This window comes from Roseovarius roseus (assembly GCF_043355935.2).
Classification (GTDB): domain Bacteria; phylum Pseudomonadota; class Alphaproteobacteria; order Rhodobacterales; family Rhodobacteraceae; genus Roseovarius; species Roseovarius roseus.
Window position 1 is genome coordinate 122,044 of sequence record NZ_JBHFPE020000005.1, and the last position, 23,211, is coordinate 145,254.

Below are 23,211 nucleotides of genomic sequence, written 5' to 3' on the forward strand. Positions count from 1 at the left end.
TCGAATATGCCTCAGCTCTCGGACCTCCTGCAGACCCGTGTTCAGGGCGACGTCCTCTTCGACAGCTTTTCAAGAGGACGCTACGCAACGGATGCCTCGCTCTACCAGATGTTCCCGCTCGGCATCCTGTCGCCGAAATCCGAGGACGACATCCGAGCGGCTATCGACATCGCATCCGAACAGGGTGTGCCGATTCTGGCGCGTGGGGGCGGCACGTCACAATGCGGCCAGACGGTGAACGAAGCGCTGGTTCTGGATAACACCCAATACTTCAACGATATCCTCGAACTTGATGTCGAAAACCAAAGATGCGTGGTGCGGCCCGGCATCGTGCTGGACGAGCTTAATCGCGCGCTCAAACCGCATGGGCTGTGGTTTCCGGTGGATGTGTCCACGGCATCGCGCGCCACCATCGGCGGGATGACTGGGAACAATTCCTGCGGCGGCAAATCGCTGCGCTATGGCATGATGCGCGATAACGTCATCTCCATAAAGGCCTTCCTAGCAGATGGCAGTCATCACCACTTTGGCCTGCCCGGCTCTGACGGCTCGCCCGCCTATAAGGCCCTGTCGGACGATATGATCCGGCTGGGAACCCGCGAGGCCGAAGAGATCGACGCCCGGTTTCCCAAGGTCATGCGGCGCGTGGGCGGCTACAATATCGACGCACTGACGCCCGCGCAGGCGCCGGTCAACCTCGCGCAACTTCTCGTCGGGTCCGAAGGCACGCTCGCCTACTCCACCGCGATCGAGCTCAAGCTCTGGCCGATCCTTTCGCAAAAGGTTCTGGGGGTCTGCCACTTTGCCACGTTCCATCAGGCGATGGACGCCGCGCAGCATCTGGTGACGCTGAAGCCGCAAGGAGTCGAGCTGGTGGATTCGACCATGATCGCATTGGCCCGCGACATTCCGATGTTCCGCAAGACGATCGAGGAGGTCGTGACCGGCGCGCCGGAGGCGCTGCTGCTGGCGGAGTTCGCGGAAGAGGATCCGACCCGGCATCCCCAGAAGCTGAAGGAACTGGAAGAGATGATGGGGAACCTGGGCTTTTCCTGGTCCGGAACCGGCAAGAACTGGGGCGGCGTCACGGCGGTCACCGATGCGGCGATGCAGGGCCGCATTGCCGATCTGCGCAGTTCCGGCCTGAACATCATGATGTCCATGAAGGACGACGGAAAACCGGTGTCCTTTGTCGAGGATTGCGCCGTCGAGTTGCCCGATCTTGCGGAGTACACCGCCGGCCTGACCGATATCTTCGAGAAATACGGCACCAAAGGCACATGGTACGCCCATGCGTCCGTAGGGTGCCTCCATGTGCGGCCCGTCCTGAACCTAAAGCTGGACAAGGACGTCAAGACGATGCGCGCCATCGCCGAGGAGTGCTTTGACCTCGTCGCCAAATACAAGGGGTCGCATTCGGGCGAACACGGCGACGGGCTGGTGCGGTCCGAGTTTCATGAAAAGATGTTCGGCCCGCGCATGGCGGCCAATTTTGCCGAGGTCAAACAGCGCTTCGATCCGAAAGGTCTGTTCAACCCCGGCAAGATCGTGAATGCGCCGAAAATGGATGATCGGCGGCTGTTCCGCTACGGCCCCGATTATGCCGCGCCCGAGATCCGCACGGAACTGGACTGGTCCGAATGGACCGGCAGCGGCGGCGGCTTTCAGGGCGCCATCGAGATGTGCAACAACAACGGCGCGTGCCGGAAGCTCAAGGGCGGGGTGATGTGCCCGTCCTTCCGGGTGACGCGCAAGGAACGGGATCTGACCCGCGGCCGCGCCAACACCCTGCGTCTGGCGATCACCGGACAGCTCGGCCCCGATGCGCTGACATCGGACCAAATGGCCGAAACGATGAAGCTGTGTGTGTCGTGCAAAGGCTGCAAACGCGAATGCCCGACCGGGGTGGACATGGCCCGGATGAAGATCGAGGTGATGTCGGCCCGCGCCAAGGCACACGGGATCAGCCTTCACGACCGGCTTGTCGGATATCTGCCGCGTTATGCCCGCTGGGCCTCGCGCCTGTCCTTTCTGGCGAACCTGCGAAACACCGTGCCGGGGCTTGCCCGCGCGAGCGAGCGCCTGACCGGGTTCACCGCCACGCGCGATCTGCCCAAGTGGAGCGCGAAGCCCTTCAGAAACGATGAGGTGGCACCGCAGGACGCGCCGCAGGCCGTGATCTTCGCGGATTGCTTCAATCGCTACTTTGAGCCGGAAAACCTGCGTGCGGCGGTCAAGGTTTTGGGCGCGGCTGATGTCTCCGTTCATGTGGCCGCGGCCCCGAGCGGCGAGCGCCCACTCTGCTGCGGGCGCACCTTCTTGTCCGTCGGCCTTGTGGAGGAAGCCAAGGCCGAAGCGCGGCGGCTGGTCGATGCCCTGCTGCCCTTTGCGAAAGAAGGCCTGCCGATCGTCGGTCTTGAGCCGAGCTGTCTGCTGACCCTGCGCGATGAAATCCCCGGCCTTCTGCCCGGCGAGGACACCGCGCTGCTGGCGCGGCAGGCGCGGATGCTGGAAGAATACATCGCGGATCAGGACGGCAACCCCGACTTCACGCTTGAACTGAGATCGCCAGCGCCGAAAATTCTGCTGCACGGGCATTGCCACCAGAAGGCCATGGGCGTGATGTCCAGCATCGAAAAGACCCTGTCGCGCATTCCCGATACCGAAATCGAAACCGTCGAAACAAGCTGCTGCGGCATGGCCGGGTCTTTCGGCTATGGGCTGGACACACATGACGTGTCGCGCAAGATGGCAGAGGCCGACCTTGCCCCGGCCGTGCGCAACGCAGCGGACACGACGCTGATCGTGGCCGATGGCACGTCGTGCCGGCATCAGGTCACGGACACGACGGGGCGCAAACCTATTCATGTCGCGCGGCTTCTCGAAATGGCCCTGAAACAGAGAGGCACCCGATGACGAACGATCTGGCCCCCCACCAACCCATTGCACGCAAGTCCCTGCATGAGGAGTTGGTGGATCGCCTGCAACCGCTGATCATCAGCGGAGAGTTGACGCCGGGCGCGAAGGTGCCGGAGAAAACGCTGTGTACACAGTTCGGCGTGTCGCGGACACCTCTCAGAGAGGCGCTGAAGGTTCTGGCATCAGCGGGTCTGGTCAGGCTGGAGCCGAACCGGGGGGCCTGGATCACATCGGTGACCATCGGCGAGGTGGACGAGGTGTTTCCGGTTCTGGGCGCATTGGAGGCGCTGTCGGGCGAGCTGGCCTGCAAGGCCATTTCCGATGACGAAATCGCCACCGTGCGCGACCTTCATGCCCAGATGCTCGACAGCTATGAGGCCCGGGATCTGGACACGTATTTCGCGATCAACCAGAAGATCCACCGCGCGATCCTTCTGGCGGCGCGCAACGACACGCTGACGACCTCCTGTCAGGCACTGTCCTTGCGGATGCAGCGCGCCCGCTACCTCGCCAACCTAAGCGAAGACCGCTGGTCTGCGGCGGTGCAAGAGCATGAGAACATCCTGAAATACCTCACCGACAGAAACGGCAAGAATCTGGCACGCACGCTGCTGGATCACATGGATGCCAAGCGCGCGTCCGTAGTGCAATGGCTGGAGACACAGGACGTGCCATCCGACCCTTTGTGATCTGCCCTGATCTTGCTGACATCAGGGCCTTGCCATCGCCTCAACGTCCGGCGACGACGACCGGGCCCCATCAGAAATCGACTTCGATGGCGCCCCCATTCTTCACGGCCAGATCGACGACGCTCGCCGCAACGGCAAGGTCCTGCAGGCCGACGCCAGTGCCGTCGAACAGCGTGATTTCATCATCCGAGCTGCGCCCGTTGTGGGTGCCGTTGATGACGTCCCCGATCTGAACGATTTGCTCTGCCCGGATGACGCCAGCGTCGACCGCGTGCTGCGCTTCGCCGATGGTGATGGATTGCGCGACTTCGTCGGTGAAGACGGTGGCACGGCCCAGCAGCGCGGCCTCAACCTCCTGCTTGCCTTTCGTATCGGTGCCCATGCAGGCGATATGCGTGCCGGGAGAGATATGGTGGGCCATGATGCTGGGGGTGAATGTCGACGTGATTGAAATGACCACATCCGCCTCGACCATGCGCTCAAGCGGGACGGCTTCGAACGGAAGGCCCGCCTCTTGAGCGATCTTCTCGATGTTGGGCAGCATTTCGGGGTGATAGTTCCAGCCGATGACTTTCTCGAAGTCGCGCTGCTCAAGAGCGGCGCGTAACTGGAACGTGGCCTGATGGCCGGCACCGACCATGCCCATGACCTTGGCGTCCTTGCGTGCGAGATGTTTGATCGACACCGAAGAGGCCGCGGCCGTGCGCAGAGCGGTCAGCAGGTTGCCCCCCATAATCGCCCTGACTTTGCCGGTGTCGGGGTCGAACAGAAACACCGTCGACTGATGGTTGATCAACTTGTGCTTTTCAAGGTTGTGGGGCCAGTAGCCACCCGCCTTTAGGCCCAGTGCCATGCCCTGTCGATCAAAGCCGCCCTTGAAGCCGTAAAGTGCATCCTCGTGCCCGATCGCCTCGCGGATGACGGGGAAATTATAGGCCTCTTTCGAGGCCATTGCGGCAAAGACGCCTTCGACAGCGCTGAATGCGGCCTCTCGGGTCATCAGGTCGGCGATTTCACGTTCGGGAACGATCAACATGGGGGATATCCTTTTGAGTGCGCGCCCCGCCAGGGGCGGCGGGCGCGCAGAGGTCTTTGCATCCGGCGGGGACGTGCCGCCGGAAGGGCTGAATCAAAAGGCCTTGCCGCGGGCCGATACGGGCCAGACGGTCTCGACCTTGCCGTTGCGCACGCCGACATACCAGTCATGCACGTTGCAGGTCGGGTCACAGTGGCCGGGCACCAGTTTCAACTTGTCGTTGACCTTGAGATTGGCACCCGGATCGGCGACGACACCGTGTTCGTCGGAACATTTCAGATATTCGACATCGTCGCGGCCAAAGATGAACGGCAGGCCGCTATCGACCGATTGCGCCTTCAGCCCTGCGTCCACGATGGCCTTGTCGGCTTTGGCATGGCTCATCACGGTGGTCAGGATGAAGAGCGCATTCTCCCATTCGCCGGCGTCGATCCGGTTGCCGTCCTTGTCGAGGATGCGGCCATAATCGGCATCCATGAAAGCATAGGAGCCGCACTGCAACTCATTATAGACGTCCGAAGCACTCTCGAAATAGTAGGAGCCGGTACCGCCGCCGCCGACGATGTCGCATTCCAGACCGTTGCTTTTCAGCCCGTTCACGGCATCCGTCACCTGAGCGATGGCCGCGTCCATCTTTTCCTTGCGGTCCGAATAGAGGTCCAGGTGCTGCATCGCCCCCTGATAGGCCTGAATGCCTGCGAACTTCAGACCCTCGGCCGCATCGATGAGCTTGGCGATGTGCACGACATCCTGTGTCGTGCTCACCCCGCACCGACCCGCGCCGCAGTCGATTTCAACGAGTGCCTCGATTTGCGTGCCGTGCCTGACCGCAGCTTCGGACAGCGCCTTGACGTTATCGGGGTCGTCCACACAAACCAGAATACGCGCACCTGATTTGGGAAGTTGCGCCAGACGGTCGATCTTGGCCGGGTCGGTGACCTGATTGGAGACCATCACGTCCTTGATGCCGCCGCGCACGAAAACTTCGGCTTCGGAAACTTTCTGGCAGCACACGCCAATGGCGTCGCCCATGGCTTGCTGCAGCTTCAGCACATCGACGGATTTGTGCATCTTGCCGTGCGCGCGGTGACGCATGCCGTGCTTCTTTGCGTAGTCGCCCATCTTGGTGATGTTCCGCTCAAGCGCGTCAAGATCGAGGATCAGGCAAGGTGTCTGGATGTCTGCCTCGTCCATGCCGGGCAGGGCCGGAATGTCAAAGCCGACTTCGTAATCTTCGAGGTTTACATGCGTGTTCATAGGATATGGTCCTTTCACTCAAGCCATGGCAGCAGGTCGAGATCGACATTGCCGCCTGTGATGATGACGCCGACACGCTTGCCGGCAAATCGTTCCTTGTTCTTCAGAATGGTCGCAAGCGGCACGGATGAGCTGGCCTCCATCACGATGCGCAGGTGTTTCCATGTCAGTTTCATCGCGTCGATGATCTCTTCCTCCGACGCGGTCAGGATGTCGCTCACGTAGGTCGACACGAAATGCCAGGTCAGATCCTTCAGCGGTACGAGCAGACCGTCAGCGATGGTCTGAGGCGCGTCATCGGCGATGATGTATCCTGCCTTGAAACTGCGATAGGCATCGTCCGCCTGTTCGGGCTCGGCCGCGATGATCCGGGTTTCAGGCGCGATGTTGGAGAGTGTCAGGCACGTCCCCGAAATCATCCCGCCACCACCGATCGGGGCCATGATCACGTCCAGCCCGTCGGTCTGCTCGATGAACTCCCGCGCGCAGGTGCCCTGACCCGCAATGACACGCGGATCGTTGTAGGGGTGGACGAAATCGCCGCCTGTTTGGGCCTGCACCTTGGCAAAGGTCTCTTCGCGCGAAGACGTCGACGGCTCGCATCCGGTGATCTTGCCGCCATACCGCCGCACGGTGTCTTTCTTGGCCTGCGGTGCCGTGCGCGGCATCACGACGTTGCACGGAATGCCGCGCAGCATCGCCGCATAGCTCAGGCAGGATGCATGGTTGCCGGAGGAATGGGTGGCAACGCCCAGTTTCGCCTGTTCATCATCCAGACCGAAGACGGCGTTGCAGGCACCGCGCACCTTGAAAGCGCCCGGTTCCTGAAAGTTCTCGCATTTGAAGAACAACTCGGCACCCGTAAGCTCATTCAAATAGGCGGACGTGCGGATCGGAGTGCGCCGGATATGCGGCCTTATTCGCTCATGCGCGGCCTCCATATCCTCGAAGGACGGGATATACATAGCATCCGACATCACGCTGCGGCCCGCTTGCCGGATCTCGACCCGTGGCGATAGAAGTCCTGCGCAGCGGCGACGCCCGAGCCAAGCGTCACGTCCAGGCCCAGATCGACCATCACCATTTCCGCGACACTGAGGCCCGACAACATCATCGCGTCCGTCAGCGATCCCAGATGGCCGATGCGAAACACTTTGCCCGCAACCTCGCCCAGACCAACACCAAATGCCATGTCATAGTCGTTCGCGGCGACGGTCACGATATCTGTTGCATTGAACCCCTCGGGTGTGCGGATGGCTGAAACCGTGTCGGAATAGACATCAGGCGACGCGGCACACAGCTCCAACCCCCATGCACCAATGGCGCGGCGCACACCTTCGGCGATGCGGTGGTGGCGGGCAAACACGTTGTCCAGCCCTTCGTCCAGCAGCATCTCCAGCGACAGCTTCAGGCCGTTCATCAAACCGACCGGGGGCGTGTAGGGAAATCCGTTATTGTCGTAGCTCTTCTGCATGTCCTCGATATCAAAGAACGTGCGCGGCAACGTGGCTGTCTCGCTTGCCTTGATCGCCCTCTCCGAAAACCCGAGGATGGCGAGGCCGGCAGGCAACATGAAGCCCTTTTGGCTACCGGTTACAGCGACATCGACGCCCCACTCGTCAAACCGGAAATCCATCGACGCGATGGAACTGACGCCATCCACGAAAAGCATGGCAGGGTGGTTTGCCGCATCCATGGCCTTGCGGATACCGCGGATGTCGGATGTCACGCCGGTCGCGGTTTCATTATGCGTCACCAGCACGGCCTTGATCTCGTGAGTCTTGTCGGCCGTCAGGATCTCCTCGTAAGTGTCGGCCGGGATGCCCTCACCCCAAGGCGTCTCGACGATCTGCACATCCAGACCGTGGCGCTGACACATGTCGATCCAGCGGTGACTGAACATCCCGTTGCGGGCCGCCAGAACCTTGTCCCCTTTGCTCAGCGTATTGGAAATCGCCGTCTCCCAGCCGCCAGTGCCGGTGGATGGATAAATGAAGATCCGGGCGCTCTCCGATTTCAGCACCTTGCGGACGCCCTCAAGGCATGGGTGCAGGATTTTCCCGAAAATCGGTGACCGGTGGTCGATCGTCGGCATCTGGCAGGCCTGCCGGATCGCTTCGGGCATGTTGGTCGGGCCGGGAATGAAGACTGGGTTCTGGAAGCGCATGATGGTCTCCTTCTTGAGGTTGGAGGCAATCTAGGCGAACGGCGCGCATTACGAAACTTTTTTGAAATCGTTTTTCATTTTTGAAAAAGTCAGCAAAATCAAACATTGTCAGTGCGTTACATTTTTCATAATGTGGACCGGTCTTTCAAGCAAAGTAGAATGCGTCTTATGGTTTTGAAAAACAGTGAAGGTCGGGGCGGGCGGAGATCTCGCGGCCGTCCGCGCGACTGGGATGACAAAACCGCCCAGAACACCATCAAATCGCTCGACCGCGCGATGGAGCTGTTCGAGTATCTGAGCGAGGCTCAGGGCAAGGCGCTGTCGGAACTGGCTAGCGATCTGGTCCAGTCGCCGGCAACCGTCTATCGCATCCTCGTCACGTTGGAGGGCAGGGGGCTGGTGGAATTCGACAAGTCCGAACAGGTCTGGCATGTCGGGCCCCGTGCCTTCGTCATCGGGGCGCGGTTTCTCAAGCGCACCAGCCTCGTGGAGCGCGCGCGCCCATTTCTGCGGCGGCTAATGGAAGAAACGGGCGAAACCGCAAATCTGGGGATCGAGCAGAGCAATCACGTGCTTTTCGTCAGCCAGGTCGAAACCCATGCCAGCATCCGCGCCTTCTTTCCGCCCGGCACATTGTCGCGGATGCATGCATCCGGGATCGGCAAGGCGCTGATGGCTGAAATGGATGCCGCCCGGCTGGGCGAGCTGCTGGCCAAGGCCCCGTTGGAGAGGTTCACCGAATTTACCCTGACTGACCGCGACGCCCTTCTTGCAGACCTGACCGCCATTCGGGAACGCGGCTATGCCATCGACGAGCAGGAGCGCAATCTGGGGATGCGGTGCATCGCTGCACCGATATTCGACATTCACGGCGAGGCTATTGCGGGCATTTCGGTGTCCGGCCCGACCTCCCGGATCGGCGTGGCAATGGTGGACGCGCTCAGCGTGTCAGTGGTCGCTGCGGCAAAACAGGTATCTGCGGCAATCGGCGGCGATAGCGCGCTTGGGCGTCAGTCCGTCTGAACTTCCTCAAGGCCCCGCGCCAAAACCGCGCCAAGCGCCGCGATGGGGGCGAAGACGATCAACACCGGCGCCGGACCGAAGTGATCCGCCGCCAGCCCGAACAGCCCGCCCGTCAGAAGGGCGATGCCGATCAGCGTGTTCGAGAGCGCCGTGTATCTGGCGCGGAACGCATCCTCGGCCATGTCGGTCAGGTGCAGTTTGCGCCCCGCGCGGACCCCCTCGTAGGCGATCTGTGCGGCAAAGATCGCGGCCGCCGCGCCAAGCGTTCCACCGAGACCGCCAAACGCGAGTCCCACGCCGCCAACCATAGCAAAGACAGCCGCCCCCAGCGCGCCTGCGGCCATCAGCGTCTGCCGGCTGGAGCGGTCGGACAGCCGCCCCCAAACGTAAGAGCCCAGCACCGAAGCCGCCGTCGAGGCCATCACCAGCGGCCCCAGCTGATCCAGCGCCGTGCGGCCCGAGGCCGCCGACAGCATGACGATAAAGGGCGGCGCCAGCGCCGTGACGGCCAGCGCCGCGCGCGAGGCCACGAACAGGCGGAGTTGGCCATCGGTCACGATCGGCCTGACCAATGCCGCGAACGATCCGTCGTCGTCCTCGTTTTTGGTCTCCGCGTCTGGCTCGTGCAAGGTCATGAAAATGATCGAGGCAAGCAATAGCGCCGCACCGCCGATCGCAATGATCGCCGCCAGCGGCGCGACCGCAACCTCGAAGAAGCCCGAGGCCATAAGGCCACCCACCCCAAAGACCGAGACCGCGGCGAGCGAGGCGGCAAGCCCGGTGATGGCACCGCGCCGCCGCTTGACGATGGTCCGCGCGAGCGCGTCCTTGTAGCTGACCGAGGAGGCCGAGCGAGCTATCGCCAGAACCGCGAGGCAGGCCAGGATGACGGCGCCCGCCGCGGCATTCGACAGCAAAAGCGCTGCCGCCGCTATGCAGAGCGCCGCGATCCCCTGCACCGCGCTGCCCGCGGCCCAGAACCGCTTGCGATGCGGGCTGGCCTCAACCCTCCGTGCGAAGGCGAGCTGTGGCAGGAGCGCGCCGGCCTCTCGCACGGGAACCAGCAGCCCGATCATCGCCCCCGGCGCCGACAGCGCCGTCAGCAACCATGACAGCACGAGCTTGGGGTCGATCAGCGCATCCGCCGTCTTGGACAGCGTCAGCGCGACGACATGGACAGCCCCGTTGTGCGCTTCACCCTCGCGGATGTCGTCACGGTCAGCACCCGTAAGGGCAGAGAAGAGATCCTTCATGGTCATGTTGCGCGATCCGCCTTTTGCTGTTCCCTGCGCTGAACAGCCACATGGAAGGCCATTTAGGCCGAAGCATGATCCTTTCATATGGTGCTGCATACGTCACATCAATGGCATGAGTGTTCCAGGTCTGGACCAACGGCAGGGTCGCAGATCGGGCTTGCGCCGGGGCGGTGGGGTGGCCTGTCGGGCTGGGCATTGATTTCGCAATGGGTGCGGGCGGGTGCCGGGACCGACCTTGCGATATTGTAAAACCCGCACAAACTGCTTGCGAGCATTCGGTGCCAAGCTCCTCTGCGCAGCAGGAAGACCTGCTTTGATACAAACACGGAGTTTGAAAATGACACGTTTTTCCCGCTTGTCCCGGCTATTGATGGCGACCGCCCTGGTGTCGATCATGACCGCTACCTCGGGTTTTGCTGACACGGCTGCCTATGATAATTTGAATGACACCCTGCGCCATGAGCTGACGGAGGTGGGCGTCACTGACGCCGACATTGGGCATCTGACTTATGAGCAGGTCGGCAAGCTGTCGGCAGTGTTCGCGCAGAAAGGCAACCCGACCGACCAGAAACTGGCTGCAGAAAGGATCATCGCAGGGTCGCCGGCCAAACCGATCAGCCCTGCACAAGTGATTTCAGGTGTTCGGGTCAATGTTGGTGCGGACCTGAAAGCTGCCGGAATTGAGGGTGTGACCCCCAATGATCTGCGCCTCGGCACGGTCGAGAAACTGTCCAAGGTTTTCGCTTCGGGCGATCAGAGTCGTCACAAAGCCGAAGCGATGGCGATCCTTGACGCGTCGCCCCGGACGGCCGCGCAGATGACCAGCGTTACGGACGTTCCTGCCAATGGCGATCTGGAAATGGCCGTGATCCGGGATATTAAAAGCGTTGGCATCGAAGCGAGGCACCCGCAAAACATGACAATCGGCCAGTTGACCGCGATTTCGAAGGTTTTCCAGGAACAACGTGATCAAGGTGCGCGTGCAACGCAGGTGCGCAAGATCCTGGGAATGTAGAATCCTTAACACGGACGGAGGGGGCGGGAGCCACATGCTGCCGCCCTCATTTGGTGGTGATCATCCGCCCGCGCGCCTTATGCGCTGACCTTTGATGTCGCGGAGCGGCCAAGCCGCTGCCTTTCCGAGCATGCACCCAAAGGTTCGGCGGGAAACCGATCAAGCCTGCGAGTCTGTCAGAAATCTGAACTGGGAAGGGATCGCGACCCCCATCCAGAAGGGAAATGTCTAGGCGGGCGGCGATAGTGTGAGAGCGGCCATCATGGACAAGAAAAAACCGGATGGCACAACCTATCTGGCCCATATTCATCACCGCCAGACACCTATGCGGATCATGTCTGGTCTGTCGAATGTAGGGCCGGTCTGGGTGACCGAGGCTGAATATCAGTCAAAGCGGAACGGTGACAAGATCGGCATGGGGAAACTGCCGGAGGGCCAGAACCAGCATGTGACCTATACCGCAAGATTGACGAAGGATGCCTCGCATCCCGAAGCGGCCAAGGCTTTCATCGGGTACATGATGAGCGAGTCCGGTCAGGCGGTCATAACGCACTATGGATTTGAACCGGCACCGGCAGACTAACTGCAAATCCGGGCATGGCGCGGACCGCCGCCACCTCACGGAAATTTAAACTTCGGGTCGGCGTGGGGGCAAATTGGGATGCTTCAGTGGGGATGAGGGTCAGACCCTTCTGAAATGAAAAATCCTGCAAGGAGACTATCATGCAAAGCCTGAAATCCAAATTATCGGCTCCCGTCCTTCTAGCGCTCGCCTTGGCCGCTCCTTCGGTCGCGTCAGCCGCCGACATGGCCAAGCTGGACGAGGAGGTGATCGCTGCGCTCAACAACTGCATCGACGTTTCCGAGTCCTGCGCCGAACGTCAGCTCGATGCCGAGGGCGTGCTCGTCTTTCCCGATGTGCTGAGCGTCGAGCTTGGTGTCGGCGGGGCGGGCGGACATGGGGCCCTGGTCCAGAATGGCGCGGTCACGGGGCACTATAGCCTTGGCGAGGCGACGGCGGGCCTTGAGGCGGGCATCGATGTGGCGAGCTACATTTTTGTCATCGAAACTCCCGAAGCGCTTGAGAAAATCGAGAGTGGCAAGTGGAGCGTCGGGGCAGATGCCGGCATCACCGTCGTCGATGGCGCGACCGCGAAGGCCGAGAGCACGGCGGACGTCTACACCTATGTCGTCGGTAGCCGGGGCCTCGATGCCAATATCGCGGTGGATGTGCTTCGTATCTGGCCCGATCAAGAGGGCTGAACCGCGCCTCTGGCATCGTTCCGCTCCCGGCATCTTCGCCGGGGCGGGGGCGAATTATTTACCTCGAACAAAGGAGAATGGCTCATGTCGACCTGTCACATCGCCGCCACAGCCTGCCGCGATGAAGCTCGGGATCCGCTAAGGCCGATGATCGCGGGTACTGGTTTCCTGATCCTGGTGGTCGCCTCGGCGGCGCCTTTCGCAGCCCGCGCAGACTGTCCCAAACTGGCGCCCGTCTATGGCGAAATCGGCGCCAGCTCCGAGACCCTCGATCTAGCGGAGCTGGGAGACGTCATCGCGACGACCGTTGCGGCGGATCAGGGCCTTGGGGACATCGTGTCTGGCCTTCGCGCGCGCTTTCCGATTGCGACGGATCCGGAATTGGCGAATGCCCTGATCGCCGCCTATTGCGTGCATCTCACGAATGAGCGCATGGCGCAGGAGCAGGTGGACCGGGAGCTCGCCGCATTCGAAGACAAGGCGTATAATGCCGTCTATCCAAACGCGGTTGGCGAGCCCAAGAAGAGGGGCTGGCTTTATTCGAACGACTGAAACCAATCCGGTCCGATGCCCCGTGCATCGGTCCGGTCAAACAGCGCCTAGCCCATGCGCGCCATCTGGTTCGCGATGATCCAGATGGTCCCGCCCGCCATGATGGCCAGCAGCAGCACCGAGAAGAGGATCAGATGCAGGTCCTCACGCTTTTGGCGCGACAGGTTGATATGCAGGAAAAACCGGAACTGCAGGATAACCTGCGCAATAGCCGCAAGACCGATGAGGGTCAGCACGATGGCCCGGGGCAAAGCTCCCCATGCCACCAACGCAAAGGGCCCGAGCGTGAGCGCCAGGGACAGACCGAAACCGGTCAGGTAGCCGCGCAGTTCGCGCCCGTAGTCCACCTCGTCTTTCATGGCGTCAGCCCCCCAAGATAGACGATCGAGAAGATCCCGACCCAGATGACATCCAGGAAATGCCAGAAGAGGCCCAGCCGGAGCAGCCGCGTCTTGACGGCTGGGATCATCCCGAACATTCGCATTTGGACCAGCATCACGACCAGCCACAGGCACCCGGCGGCAACATGCAGGCCGTGAAGCGGCACCAGACCGAAGAACGCCGATAGGAAGCCGCTGCGCGAAGGCAAGGCGTCCATCGCGAACATCTTGGCAAAATCGCGCAGCTCGAACGCCAGGAAAAGCAGACCAAGGATCAGCGTGACGATCAGCCAGAAGGCCACCTTGGATTGGGGTATCTGGTGCCGCATCGCAAGCGATGCCATTCCGTAGGTCAGGCTGCTGGTCAGCAGGATCAGCGTCTGGATCAGCACGCTGGTCAGATCGAAGACGTCTTTCGGCCCCGGTCCGCCCGCCATCGACATCGGGTTCAGCATCGTCACATAGGTGGCGAACATCAATCCGAAGATGATGAAATCGCTCATCAGGAAGACCCAGAAGCCGAAGAGCGGCACCTCTGCCTGCTCATGGGCTTCGCCGTGATGCGCGCCCAGATTTATGCCCGGATGCTGCATCACGATGCTCCTCCTGCCTGCGTCGTCGCGCCCCATGCACGCCCGCGATTGGTGGGCGTGACCTCATCGTCGCGCGGTGTGACGGTCGCCCGGTCAATCTCGGCCCGCCAGGCGTGGTATTCTTTGGCGACCTGCGCCGCGGGAATGATCCGCGACGTATCGAGGATGAAGGTCCGGGCGATGAAGGCGACGACGATCGCCGCCGCGCAGAGGATCGCAAGCCACCAGATATACCAGACAAGCGCCAGCCCGAGGCCGGTGGCGGCGATGCACAGGATCATGCCCAGCGCCGTGTTGCGCGGCATTTCGATATCCTCGAAGGCGGCGGGCATGGGATATGCCTTCCCGCCGGCCTTCTCGACGGCGAACGCGTCCAGCGCCTCGACGGTCGGAATGACGGCAAAATTGTAGCCGGGCGGCGGCGAGGGCGAGAACCACTCCAATGTGCGCCCGTCCCAGGGATCGCCGACCGGAGCGGCCATTTCCGCGCGCCACCGGATGCTGACCCAAAGCTGGATCAGCAGCGCGCAGAGCGCAGCGAAGAGAAGGGCCGCGCCGATAACGGAGATCAGCGTATAAGGCTCGAATGCCGGGTTCGAATAGCTCGCCATGCGGCGCGGCATTCCCATCAGGCCAAGCATGTAGAGCGGAAAGAAGGTGATCGCGAAGCCGAAGATCCACAAGAGGGCCGAGGCGCGGCCCCACCCCTCGTGCAGGCGAAATCCGAAAGCCTTGGGGAACCAGTAGGTATACCCGGCAAGCATCCCGAACAGCAGGCCGGGAATCAGAACATTGTGGAAATGCGCTACCAGAAACACCGTGTTGTGCACCTGATAATCCACCGTCGGATTTGCCAGGATGATGCCGGTCAGCCCGCCAAGCGCGAAGAGGATAAGAAACCCGGTGGCATAGAACATCGGCACCGTCATCCGCACCCGCCCGCGGAACATGGTGGCCATCCAGTCGTAGATCTTGACCCCGGTGGGAATGCCGATGAGCATCGTCGCGATGCCGAAGGCGGCATTCACATTGGCGGTTTGGCCCATGGTAAAGAAATGATGCAGCCAGACGGTGAAGCTGAGCACCGCAATGGCCATCGTCGCATAGACCAGCGACGTGTAGCCATAAAGCCGCTTGCCCGAAAAGGTCGAGATCACCTCGGAATAGATGCCGAAAGCGGGAAGCACGAGGATATAGACCTCAGGGTGACCGAACAGCCAGAAGAGGTTGGCATAGTTCATCATGTTGCCGCCCAGGTCATTGGTGAAGAAGTGGAAATCTAGGTAGCGATCCAGCGCCAGGGTCAGCGACGCAACGGTCAGGGGCGGCATCGCAAAGACCATGATGATAGCGGTGCAAAGCGCCGTCCATGTAAAAAGCGGCATGCGAAAAAGGTGCATTCCGGGCGCGCGTTCCTTGTAGATCGTCACCGCGAAGTTGATGCCCGTCAGGGTCGAGCCCAGCCCCGCGATGGCGACCGACCAGATCCAGTAATCCGGCCCGGTCCCGGGGTTGAACGCCATGCCGGTATAGGGCGGATAGGCCGTCCACCCGCCAGTGGAAAACTCCCCCGCCACCAGTGAAATCATGATCAGCGCAGCGCCAGCGGCGGTCAGGCCCAGACTGATCTGGTTCAGCATCGGAAAGGACACGTCCCGCGCACCGATCTGCAGCGGCATCACGTAGTTGATGATGCCCGTCAGAAACGGCATGCCCATGAAGAAGATCATGATCGTGCCATGAGTGCTGAAGAGTTGGGCGAAATGCTCGGGCTGAACGAAGCCGCCGCCCAGCCCGTGGGCCTGCTGCGCGCGCATGATCACGCCCTCGATCACGCCGCGCGTCAGCATCACCAGCGCCAGCACGATATACATGATGCCGATGCGCTTGTGATCCGTGCTGGTCAGCCAATCGCGCCAGAGCGGCTTCCATGCGCGTAGCCAGATGATGAAAAGCGCCGCGGCGATGGCGCCGATGATCGCGGCCGCTGCGGCGCCCGCCGCGATCGCATGGTTCAGGGAGGGATGCTGGACAGCCTCCCAGATCGAGAATGACGACGGCTCGAGCCGCCCCAATAGCCAGCTTGTCGCCTGATCCTGCATCACTCGGGGCCTCCGTCGGCTGACGCGGGCGGGGCATATCCGGGGGCGCCGGGCTGCTCGGCGGGGCCCAGCTTCTGGCCCTGATGGTAGCGGCCGATCACCGTCTCAAACAGCCCGGCATTGACCGGATGGAAGTAAAGCGTATCCCCGGGCATTGCGTCTGTGCCAAGCGCGGCATGCGCCGCGGCCTTGGTCGTGCGCTGGGCAAGGGTGGCATAGCTTCCGGTATCAAGCGGCACACCGTCCGCCCGAACCCGTGCCACCCAGTCCGCAAAATCGGCAGGGATCATCGCGACCGCGTCGAATTTCTGCTGGGCAAACCCATCGCCATTATACTGCATGTTCTGCCCTTGGAACGTGCCGGGCTGATGCGCCAGGATGTGCAACTGTGTCTCCATGCCGGGCATCGTATAGACCTGGCCGGCCAGCGCGCCGATCATGAAGGATTGCATGACGGTGTCAGTGGTCAGCTCCAGCGCCACGGGTTGCTCTGCAGGAAAGGCCATCTCGCCCACGCTGGCGATGCCGAGGTCGGGATAGATGAAGAGCCATTTCCAATCGAGCCCGATGACCTGCACCTTTAGCTGAGCCTGCGCCAGATCGATCGGTTTGTAAGGGTCAAGAGCGCGCGTGCTGGCCCATAGCTGAACGGCCAGAACGGCGACGATGGCAACCGGAACGCCCCACATGAGGAATTCCAGCGGCCTCGAGAAGCCCCAATCGGGGGCATAGCGCGCCGTATTGCGGTATCTGTAGCGCCAGATCAGCAGGGGAACCAAGAGGAGCACGGGCAAGATGGCAACCATGGTGATTGCCACGACCCGGATCAGATGGGTCCGCTGCGCCGAAGCGATCGGGCCGGCAGGATCCATGAAAGAGGAGATGTCGCCGGCGCAGCCCGACAGAAGCGTCAGGAGCAGCGCGGCCATACAGGCACGCAGACATCCCGATGGGCTGCAGCAGCCCGGCCTGATCCTGATGCGCGCTTCACCCGACATGAACGGCGAACGCTATCAGAAGGATGAAAAGCGCCGTCGTCAGAAGCAGAAGCAGGGTATCCGCCGGCACCTGCTCGTCATCCATGGCCGTGTCGCTGTCGATGCGTTTGCGAATGTGGCGCATCCGCAGATAGGCCAGAAAGATGACCAGCATCCCGACCAACAGAACCAGCGCTTCCGACCACAAAGGCGCTGGCGGCGCGCTTAGCCGTGCCACGACCAGGCAAAAGCCGACAATCGCGACCGCGGTCCTGACCCAGGCCAGAAAGGTCCGCTCGTTCGCTGAATGATCACTGTATCGCTCAATCATGTTGCCTCTTTCCTTGGCGCTGGGAAAAGGGAGGACGCCGTCTAGGCGCTGAGATGCTCGGCGCCCCATTCGGCCAACGGCAGACCTCAGTTCGGGACCCGCCCGTGGTTGCGAAAGAAAACCTCCTTGTAGGCCATCTTTTGCGCGTAGGGCAGGCGGCCCATCCGAAGCTCCTGGATATCTCCGCCGAACCATGACGTCGCGTGGATGTAGAAGGCCTTGCCGCCGCCCATGTCGCCGATGCAGATCACTTCGGGCATCCAGTGCTTGTCGGCCTCGCTCGCGGGCATCGCGCCTACCTCCTTGGCGATCTGGCGGCCGACGATGTCAGCCTCCTGATGGCCGATGGCCCCCAGTTTGGGAACGGTGATTGCGGCGGCATCGCCGCAGGCAAAGACCTCGGGGTAATCGGGGTTGCGCATTGTCATGCCGGTGATGACAAAGCCCACCTCGTCGCAGATCGGCAGGCCTTTGAGGAAGGCGTGCGGTTTCCAGTTGGGAAAGACGATGTTCAGCTCGGTCTCAAGGCTGCGCCCGTCGGCAAACTCGATCCCCTTGGCGGTGAGGCGTTTGATGTTCTGAACGTTGTTGATGTAGTTGAAGCCCATCGACGCCGCGGCATCGAGCAACTGTGCGACGACCTTTTCCCCCGCATCCTCGGCAATCAGCGCGCCGGGCGTGAAGAGGGTGATGTTCCCGGCGCCGCCCTTGCCGTGTTCATCCAGCCAATGCGCCAGCGCCAGGGACACCTCGACCGGGGGGCCTTCGCAGGCCGCGGCGGCGGTCGGCAACCAGTCGGGGCGGCCCTTGGTCCCTTGCTCGAACCTGGCCGAGCCGACGGCGATGGCGCCGCCCTTGTAGTCGTTCTCGAGGTAGCGGATCAGGCGGTTGGCGTGGAACGCGTCGCAGACCGTGTGGCCATGCTCGGCAAAGCCTTCGATGTCATGCAGGGCCAGCTCCGCGCCCAAGGCGATCACCAGATAGTCATACCCCACCTTGTATTCCGGCGCGCCGGGCCGCTCATTGGGGCGCAGCGTGACCTTGCGGGCCTTCACGTCGATACCGAGGATTTCGGCCTGATCGAAGGATATGTCATCGCGCGCCAGTGTCTCGACCAGTGGCATGTGCATGGTGACGGCCGGATCGCGGCCCTCGAAGATTTCCAGCGGAATGTTCGGGATGTAGTCCAGATACGCCTTGCGATCGACCACGGTAATTTCCACGCGATCCTTGGCGTGATCGCGGATCTTTTGCGCCGCGCCAAGGCCTGCAAAATTGCCTCCAAGGATGAGAACTTTGGGTTTCTGTGCCATGATGGACGTCCTTATATCAATGTCTTGATGGGCTGGTTTTCGAGATTAATTCATGTACCAGCCATGGCTGACGACCATCGACTGACCGGTCAGCGCGTTGGTCGGGAATGCGGCGAAAAGCCAGGCGACTTCGGCGACATCCTCGACTGTGGTGAATTCCTGATCGACAGTCTCGCCCAGCATCACGCGGTTCACGACTTCCTCTTCGGAAATGCCCAGATCCTTGGCCTGCTCCGGGATCTGCTTCTCGACCAGCTCGGTCTTGACGAAGCCGGGGCAGATGACATTCGCCCGGACCCCGTGTTCGGCCCCCTCTTTCGAGATGACGCGGGCGAGGCCTAAAAGCCCGTGCTTGGCCGTGACATAGGCGGACTTGAGCGGTGAGGCTTCCTTGGAATGGACCGAGCCCATGAAGATGACCGAGCCGGAGCCCGCCTTGTACATGTGCGGAAGGCACGCCTTGGTGGTCAGGAACGCGCCATCGAGATGGATGGACAGCAGTTTCTTCCAATCCTCGAACGGAAAATTCTCCAGCTTGTGCACCGTCTGGATGCCCGCGTTCGAAACCAGCACATCGATGCGGCCCCATTTGTCGATGACCTTTTCGACACCGGCATTGACCGCCTTTTCGTCGGTCACGTCCATTTCGACGCCGATGGCCTTGCCCGGACCCTTCGCGGTCAGTTCGGAGGCAGTCTTCTCGGCTGCGTCCAGACGCATATCGGCGATGACCACTGATGCGCCGTCCGCGATATACCGCCCGGCGATGGCCTTGCCGATACCGCGCGCCGAGCCTGTGATGATGCACACTTTGTCCTTGAGGTTCATGGTGTCTCTCCTTTGCTGCAGTGCCGGGCCGCGCGTCATGCATCGGCCAGATAGTCGTGAACCACCTCGCCCAGTCCCAGCGTCAGATCGGCAATGAGGTGAACAGCCGATATGACCTCCAGAACCGGAAGCTGCGCGGCGGGGGCCAATGCGTGGGAATGAAGCTCCAGCCCGGCCGGAGCCTCCCATGCGCCCTTCAGGGTGATGTCGGTGATATCGTAGCTGACCAGCTCGCAGATCCGCGGGCTGCAATCCACATGGGGAATGATCTTGAGCAGGTAGTTTGGGGCCCGCAATGTGCCAAGAACCGCGTCGTGATCGAGCGTCCGGTGCTTGTATCCCATCGTTCCGGTCGCCACCCGCACCGACCCCACATCCAGAGTGCCGACCAGCGTATCCTTCTCGACCCGAAGCGCGGGGTCGGCCAGCTTCTTGGGAAAACCCCAGATCTCGCGCCCGCCCGCAATCGGGGCGTCGTCGTTTAGATACATCGCGTGGGAATATCCGCCGCGCTTTCCCCGGTAGCTGACGGGGATGATCTGACCGGATTCTGTATAGTCGCCGAATCCCGTCGAATCCGGCATCCGGATGAACTCGAATTTCACGAGCGGCTCGTCCACTTCAAGCGGCTCGGGCACGACGGCGCGCAAGGCATCCATATCTGTCCGGTAGGTTATGGTCATGAATTCGCGGTCGACGAACCTGTAGGGCCCGCGCGGGTAGGACGGGTTGGTCAGCGGCATCGAGAATGCGCGCGAGACGACGTCATCGATTTTCATGCTCCAGTTCCTTCTTGTTGTTCTTGCTCCGCTCCGAGGCCAGGTCGAAAACCTGCAATCCGTCCTTGCCGATTTTCCGGGATCGCCAGTCCTCGTGGGCAAATGTTCGGCCGACGTCATCCACACCGGCGCTCCAGTGCTGCCTCTTCGAGAGGCGCGAGAATTCGTAGTCTTTCGAATTCGTCTCGAAGCCCTCCCTGCGGTGGATCAGATGCACCAGAGCGACCGCGCATCGGGGCCCGGCCTCGCGCAGGAGCGCGAGGTCAGCGTCGGATTGGAATTCCTTGGGCAGCTTCTGCGCCAACCGCTCGGCCGCCCTGCTGATATCGTGGAGCTGCCGATAGCGGTCGGTCGTCAGCCGGGTCCGGCTGGAATAGCGAATGTCCTTTTCACGCTGCTGCACATCCGCAAGGTTGCCGGGCAGGGCGCCGCGCGCGCTGAAAAGGTCGATCTGAAAAATGCAAAGCGGATCGGCCTGCGCGTTTTCCATTACGAACTGCAAGGGCGTGTTCGACACCATGCCGCCATCCCAATAGAAACGGCCGTCGATCTCGACGGGGGGAAAGCCCGGCGGCAGCGCGCCGCTGGCCATGATGTGCTCGGGCCCGATCCGCTGCTTGGCGCTGTCGAAATAGGCGAAGTTGCCGGTCAGGACATCGACGGCCCCGACGCTCAGCCGCGGGCCCTTTTCATTGAGATAGTCGAAATCGACCAGCGCCTGCAGCGTATCGTGCAGCGGCTGCGTGTCGTAGACGCTTAGCGGCTGGGGGCAGCCCACCAGCAGGAATTGGGCGGGATTCCTCGGCCGGAAGAAGCCGGGCACCCCTGTGGCCATGACGGTCGCGGCGGCGACTTCCCTATAGGTCTGTCGGAACACGGCGCCAAGCAGCCATGAGGCGGGCCAGGGATCTGTCACGACAGCATCCCAGAACGCCTCAAGCCGGTCGCGGCGCAGCTCCGGCGGGTTGCCGCAGATGATCGCCGCGTTGATCGCGCCGATCGAAATGCCTGCGACCCAATCCGGCTCGAACCGTTCCTCGGCGAGTTGCTGGTAGGCCCCGGCCTGATAGGCCCCAAGGGCGCCACCACCCTGCAGAACCAGTACTGTGGTTTCGGATTTGGACATGAGCCGTTCCTTGCATCAGCGGACGCCGCGTGTTCTGGCGTCCATGGAGGGAAGGTAGGCATGGCCGATGAGCCTGACTTTGCCTCAACCTTAAATCGGTGCAAGGTCGTCAGCGCGTGGGTTAGGATGTGCCAAGGATGGCGCGGCGAGGGTGGCTTTTGAGCCTGAATTTCAGGAGCTTCCGATATGGCGCGCGTGCGTCCGTTTGCAGTTTTGTAAACTGGCGGCAAACATGGCGGGAGCTGCCTTGCCTACCCCCGTTCCGGCCTATCTTCATTCCGGGTGGGCGACGGGCCCCACGGGAGATGTCGAATGTCATCATATTCAATTGTTATCATCGGTGGCGGCGCCGGAGGGTTGGAACTGGCGGTGGCGCTGGCGCGGGACGGCCACTCCGATGTTCTCTTGGTGGATAAAAGCCCCACCCATGTCTGGAAGCCGCGCCTGCATGAAATGGCGGTGGGCCGTAAGGCGGGCGACGTCGATGAGATCGCCTACGCGGCGCTGGCGGACAAATGGGGCTTCTCGTTCCAGTTGGGTGAGCTGGCCGATGTGGCGCCGGATGAGCGCGCGGTGATCCTGGCGCCGATGCATGACTCAAAAGGGCGCGAGATCGTGCCGGAACGCCGGATCGGCTATCGGGCGCTGGTGCTGGCGATCGGGGGTGCCACTCCGGATTTCGGCGTCGAGGGTGCGCGCGAGCATGCCACAATGCTCGACCATGGGCGCGATGCCAAGGCGCTTCAGTCCCGCATCTCGCGGCAGATGTTGGCGCACAGGACCGTCGCCCGCGACCGGCCGCTGAAGATCGTGATCGCGGGGTCCGGTGCGACGGGCGTCGAGCTTGCGGCGCATCTCAAGGACGGGTTTCAATGCGATGCGCTGGCTCCGCAATCGACCCTTCCGGATATCGAGGTGACCATTCTGGAAGGCGCGGACCAGATCCTGCCTGGCGTGGACAGCGAGGTGCGCAGCGGGGTGCAGGCGCGGCTGGCAGAGGCGGGCGTTGTGGTCGAGACTGGCGAGCAGATCTGCAAGGTGGCGCCAGGCGAAGTGCAGACGACCAGCGGCAATACCTATGTCGCCGATCTGACCGTCTGGGCCACGGGCACCGCCGGCCCGGCAGTGTCCAAGCGTATCGAAGCGCTGGACACGAATGAGAAGAACCAGTGGATCGTCCGGCCCACGCTGCAAACCACGGCATCGGACGCAGTGTTCGCGATCGGAGATTGCTGCGCGGTCCAGGGCAGCCCCGCCCCGACTACAGCGCAGGCAGCAAGCGAGCAGGCTGCGCATCTGGCCGAGAACTTGCCCCGCTGGCTGAACGGGGATGCGCCGGCAGATTTCGAGTTTCACAACAAGGGCACCTTGTTGTCACTGGGCGATGCAGGGGCCGTGGGCGGCGTGAAGTCGTGGTTCGACGACGATATTTTCATCAATGGCCGGATGGCCCGCGCCGCGTATCAAGGGCTCTATCGCCAGCACCAGTTCAGGATACTGGGCGTGGTTAAGGGAACGGAAGAAGTGCTGGCCGATATGTTCGAGCGCGCCGTCGGCCCACGGCTCAAGGTGCATGGCTGACGCGGATCACGTGCCGGGTGAGTG

22 protein-coding genes are annotated in these 23,211 nt (G+C 62.0%); 8 read left to right on the forward strand and 14 right to left on the reverse strand.

From position 1 onward, the window contains the following. The first annotated feature begins 6 nt into the window (after positions 1-6). Both ACEWPL_RS10590 and ACEWPL_RS10595 read left to right on the forward strand, forming a co-directional pair. Positions 7-2,916, forward strand: a complete 2,910-nt coding sequence (locus tag ACEWPL_RS10590) for an FAD-binding and (Fe-S)-binding domain-containing protein (protein ID WP_393934353.1) — start codon at positions 7-9, stop codon at positions 2,914-2,916. Then, entirely contained in the window at positions 2,913-3,608 is a 696-nt protein-coding gene (locus tag ACEWPL_RS10595) for a GntR family transcriptional regulator (RefSeq protein ID WP_393934352.1), read from the forward strand. Before ACEWPL_RS10590 ends, ACEWPL_RS10595 begins: the two co-directional genes overlap by 4 nt. Before the next feature lie 70 nt (positions 3,609-3,678). Here the strand turns inward: ACEWPL_RS10595 and bhcD are convergent, their stop codons facing one another. The 4 genes from bhcD to bhcA all read right to left on the reverse strand — a co-directional run bounded on the left by bhcD (position 3,679) and on the right by bhcA (position 8,068). Then, on the reverse strand, positions 3,679-4,644 hold the full coding sequence (bhcD, locus tag ACEWPL_RS10600) for an iminosuccinate reductase BhcD (protein WP_393934351.1): 966 nt from the start codon (positions 4,642-4,644) through the stop codon (positions 3,679-3,681). A 93-nt stretch (positions 4,645-4,737) separates the two neighbouring features. Continuing rightward, positions 4,738-5,901, reverse strand: coding sequence for a 3-hydroxy-D-aspartate aldolase BhcC (gene bhcC / locus ACEWPL_RS10605; RefSeq protein WP_393934350.1), 1,164 nt, complete (start codon positions 5,899-5,901; stop codon positions 4,738-4,740). Positions 5,902-5,915: 14 nt separating this feature from the next. After that, entirely contained in the window at positions 5,916-6,866 is a 951-nt protein-coding gene (gene bhcB, locus ACEWPL_RS10610) for a beta-hydroxyaspartate dehydratase BhcB (RefSeq protein WP_393934475.1), read from the reverse strand. A gap of 11 nt (positions 6,867-6,877) precedes the next feature. Then, positions 6,878-8,068, reverse strand: coding sequence for an L-aspartate--glyoxylate aminotransferase BhcA (gene bhcA / locus ACEWPL_RS10615; RefSeq protein WP_393934349.1), 1,191 nt, complete (start codon positions 8,066-8,068; stop codon positions 6,878-6,880). A 168-nt stretch (positions 8,069-8,236) separates the two neighbouring features. On the opposite strand from bhcA, the gene bhcR reads away from it, so the two are divergent. After that, positions 8,237-9,091, forward strand: a complete 855-nt coding sequence (bhcR, locus tag ACEWPL_RS10620; protein WP_393934474.1) for an HTH-type transcriptional regulator BhcR — start codon at positions 8,237-8,239, stop codon at positions 9,089-9,091. Here the strand turns inward: bhcR and ACEWPL_RS10625 are convergent. Continuing rightward, the gene (locus ACEWPL_RS10625; protein WP_393934348.1) at positions 9,079-10,350 is read right to left on the reverse strand and encodes an MFS transporter; all 1,272 of its coding nucleotides are present in this window, start codon (positions 10,348-10,350) and stop codon (positions 9,079-9,081) included. The two genes, bhcR and ACEWPL_RS10625, sit on opposite strands and share 13 nt — an antisense overlap. Positions 10,351-10,684: 334 nt before the next feature. Here ACEWPL_RS10625 and ACEWPL_RS10630 point away from each other — a divergent pair, with 334 nt between their 5' ends. From ACEWPL_RS10630 to ACEWPL_RS10645, 4 genes are all read left to right on the forward strand, one after another. Then, the gene (locus ACEWPL_RS10630; protein ID WP_393934347.1) at positions 10,685-11,362 is read left to right on the forward strand and encodes a hypothetical protein; all 678 of its coding nucleotides are present in this window, start codon (positions 10,685-10,687) and stop codon (positions 11,360-11,362) included. A 262-nt stretch (positions 11,363-11,624) separates the two neighbouring features. After that, a complete protein-coding gene (locus tag ACEWPL_RS10635; RefSeq protein WP_393934346.1) occupies positions 11,625-11,945 on the forward strand; it encodes a molybdate ABC transporter substrate-binding protein in 321 nt (106 codons plus the stop codon). A gap of 140 nt (positions 11,946-12,085) precedes the next feature. After that, complete coding sequence (locus tag ACEWPL_RS10640) at positions 12,086-12,625, forward strand: YSC84-related protein (protein ID WP_393934345.1); 540 nt, start codon at positions 12,086-12,088, stop codon at positions 12,623-12,625. 84 nt (positions 12,626-12,709) lie between these two features. Continuing rightward, complete coding sequence (locus ACEWPL_RS10645) at positions 12,710-13,177, forward strand: hypothetical protein (protein WP_393934344.1); 468 nt, start codon at positions 12,710-12,712, stop codon at positions 13,175-13,177. 47 nt (positions 13,178-13,224) lie between these two features. Here ACEWPL_RS10645 and cyoD read toward each other — a convergent pair whose 3' ends face one another. From cyoD to ACEWPL_RS10690, 9 genes are all read right to left on the reverse strand, one after another. Next, positions 13,225-13,536, reverse strand: coding sequence for a cytochrome o ubiquinol oxidase subunit IV (cyoD, locus tag ACEWPL_RS10650; protein ID WP_393934343.1), 312 nt, complete (start codon positions 13,534-13,536; stop codon positions 13,225-13,227). After that, positions 13,533-14,150, reverse strand: coding sequence for a cytochrome c oxidase subunit 3 (locus ACEWPL_RS10655; protein ID WP_393934473.1), 618 nt, complete (start codon positions 14,148-14,150; stop codon positions 13,533-13,535). Before ACEWPL_RS10655 ends, cyoD begins: the two co-directional genes overlap by 4 nt. After that, complete coding sequence (locus ACEWPL_RS10660; protein WP_393934472.1) at positions 14,150-16,252, reverse strand: cbb3-type cytochrome c oxidase subunit I; 2,103 nt, start codon at positions 16,250-16,252, stop codon at positions 14,150-14,152. Before ACEWPL_RS10660 ends, ACEWPL_RS10655 begins: the two co-directional genes overlap by 1 nt. After that, positions 16,252-17,181: a cytochrome ubiquinol oxidase subunit II family protein gene (locus tag ACEWPL_RS10665; protein WP_393934342.1), complete on the reverse strand. Its 930-nt coding sequence runs from the start codon at positions 17,179-17,181 to the stop codon at positions 16,252-16,254. The genes ACEWPL_RS10660 and ACEWPL_RS10665 overlap by 1 nt, the downstream gene beginning before the upstream one ends. A gap of 58 nt (positions 17,182-17,239) precedes the next feature. Then, complete coding sequence (locus ACEWPL_RS10670; protein ID WP_393934341.1) at positions 17,240-17,560, reverse strand: YidH family protein; 321 nt, start codon at positions 17,558-17,560, stop codon at positions 17,240-17,242. Between the two features lie 86 nt (positions 17,561-17,646). Beyond that, complete coding sequence (locus ACEWPL_RS10675) at positions 17,647-18,873, reverse strand: NAD(P)/FAD-dependent oxidoreductase (protein ID WP_393934340.1); 1,227 nt, start codon at positions 18,871-18,873, stop codon at positions 17,647-17,649. A 45-nt stretch (positions 18,874-18,918) separates the two neighbouring features. Continuing rightward, on the reverse strand, positions 18,919-19,701 hold the full coding sequence (locus ACEWPL_RS10680) for a 3-hydroxybutyrate dehydrogenase (protein WP_393934339.1): 783 nt from the start codon (positions 19,699-19,701) through the stop codon (positions 18,919-18,921). 35 nt (positions 19,702-19,736) lie between these two features. Then, complete coding sequence (locus tag ACEWPL_RS10685; protein WP_393934338.1) at positions 19,737-20,480, reverse strand: acetoacetate decarboxylase; 744 nt, start codon at positions 20,478-20,480, stop codon at positions 19,737-19,739. Continuing rightward, entirely contained in the window at positions 20,467-21,606 is a 1,140-nt protein-coding gene (locus tag ACEWPL_RS10690) for a patatin-like phospholipase family protein (RefSeq protein ID WP_393934337.1), read from the reverse strand. The genes ACEWPL_RS10685 and ACEWPL_RS10690 overlap by 14 nt, the downstream gene beginning before the upstream one ends. 312 nt (positions 21,607-21,918) lie before the next feature. On the opposite strand from ACEWPL_RS10690, the gene ACEWPL_RS10695 reads away from it, so the two are divergent. Continuing rightward, positions 21,919-23,187, forward strand: a complete 1,269-nt coding sequence (locus ACEWPL_RS10695) for an NAD(P)/FAD-dependent oxidoreductase (RefSeq protein ID WP_393934336.1) — start codon at positions 21,919-21,921, stop codon at positions 23,185-23,187. Positions 23,188-23,211: the final 24 nt, after the last annotated feature.

Excerpts from the sequence above, each read along its gene's own strand:
- ACEWPL_RS10590 (WP_393934353.1), top strand. The coding sequence starts at position 7 with ATGCCTCAGCTCTCGGACCTCCTGCAGACCCGTGTTCAGGGCGACGTC.
- ACEWPL_RS10595 (WP_393934352.1), top strand. The coding sequence starts at position 2,913 with ATGACGAACGATCTGGCCCCCCACCAACCCATTGCACGCAAGTCCCTG.
- bhcD (WP_393934351.1), bottom strand. The coding sequence starts at position 4,644 with ATGTTGATCGTTCCCGAACGTGAAATCGCCGACCTGATGACCCGAGAG.
- bhcC (WP_393934350.1), bottom strand. The coding sequence starts at position 5,901 with ATGAACACGCATGTAAACCTCGAAGATTACGAAGTCGGCTTTGACATT.
- bhcB (WP_393934475.1), bottom strand. The coding sequence starts at position 6,866 with ATGTATATCCCGTCCTTCGAGGATATGGAGGCCGCGCATGAGCGAATA.
- bhcA (WP_393934349.1), bottom strand. The coding sequence starts at position 8,068 with ATGCGCTTCCAGAACCCAGTCTTCATTCCCGGCCCGACCAACATGCCC.
- bhcR (WP_393934474.1), top strand. The coding sequence starts at position 8,237 with ATGGTTTTGAAAAACAGTGAAGGTCGGGGCGGGCGGAGATCTCGCGGC.
- ACEWPL_RS10625 (WP_393934348.1), bottom strand. The coding sequence starts at position 10,350 with ATGACCATGAAGGATCTCTTCTCTGCCCTTACGGGTGCTGACCGTGAC.
- ACEWPL_RS10630 (WP_393934347.1), top strand. The coding sequence starts at position 10,685 with ATGACACGTTTTTCCCGCTTGTCCCGGCTATTGATGGCGACCGCCCTG.
- ACEWPL_RS10635 (WP_393934346.1), top strand. The coding sequence starts at position 11,625 with ATGGACAAGAAAAAACCGGATGGCACAACCTATCTGGCCCATATTCAT.
- ACEWPL_RS10640 (WP_393934345.1), top strand. The coding sequence starts at position 12,086 with ATGCAAAGCCTGAAATCCAAATTATCGGCTCCCGTCCTTCTAGCGCTC.
- ACEWPL_RS10645 (WP_393934344.1), top strand. The coding sequence starts at position 12,710 with ATGTCGACCTGTCACATCGCCGCCACAGCCTGCCGCGATGAAGCTCGG.
- cyoD (WP_393934343.1), bottom strand. The coding sequence starts at position 13,536 with ATGAAAGACGAGGTGGACTACGGGCGCGAACTGCGCGGCTACCTGACC.
- ACEWPL_RS10655 (WP_393934473.1), bottom strand. The coding sequence starts at position 14,150 with ATGCAGCATCCGGGCATAAATCTGGGCGCGCATCACGGCGAAGCCCAT.
- ACEWPL_RS10660 (WP_393934472.1), bottom strand. The coding sequence starts at position 16,252 with ATGCAGGATCAGGCGACAAGCTGGCTATTGGGGCGGCTCGAGCCGTCG.
- ACEWPL_RS10665 (WP_393934342.1), bottom strand. The coding sequence starts at position 17,181 with ATGGCCGCGCTGCTCCTGACGCTTCTGTCGGGCTGCGCCGGCGACATC.
- ACEWPL_RS10670 (WP_393934341.1), bottom strand. The coding sequence starts at position 17,560 with ATGATTGAGCGATACAGTGATCATTCAGCGAACGAGCGGACCTTTCTG.
- ACEWPL_RS10675 (WP_393934340.1), bottom strand. The coding sequence starts at position 18,873 with ATGGCACAGAAACCCAAAGTTCTCATCCTTGGAGGCAATTTTGCAGGC.
- ACEWPL_RS10680 (WP_393934339.1), bottom strand. The coding sequence starts at position 19,701 with ATGAACCTCAAGGACAAAGTGTGCATCATCACAGGCTCGGCGCGCGGT.
- ACEWPL_RS10685 (WP_393934338.1), bottom strand. The coding sequence starts at position 20,480 with ATGAAAATCGATGACGTCGTCTCGCGCGCATTCTCGATGCCGCTGACC.
- ACEWPL_RS10690 (WP_393934337.1), bottom strand. The coding sequence starts at position 21,606 with ATGTCCAAATCCGAAACCACAGTACTGGTTCTGCAGGGTGGTGGCGCC.
- ACEWPL_RS10695 (WP_393934336.1), top strand. The coding sequence starts at position 21,919 with ATGTCATCATATTCAATTGTTATCATCGGTGGCGGCGCCGGAGGGTTG.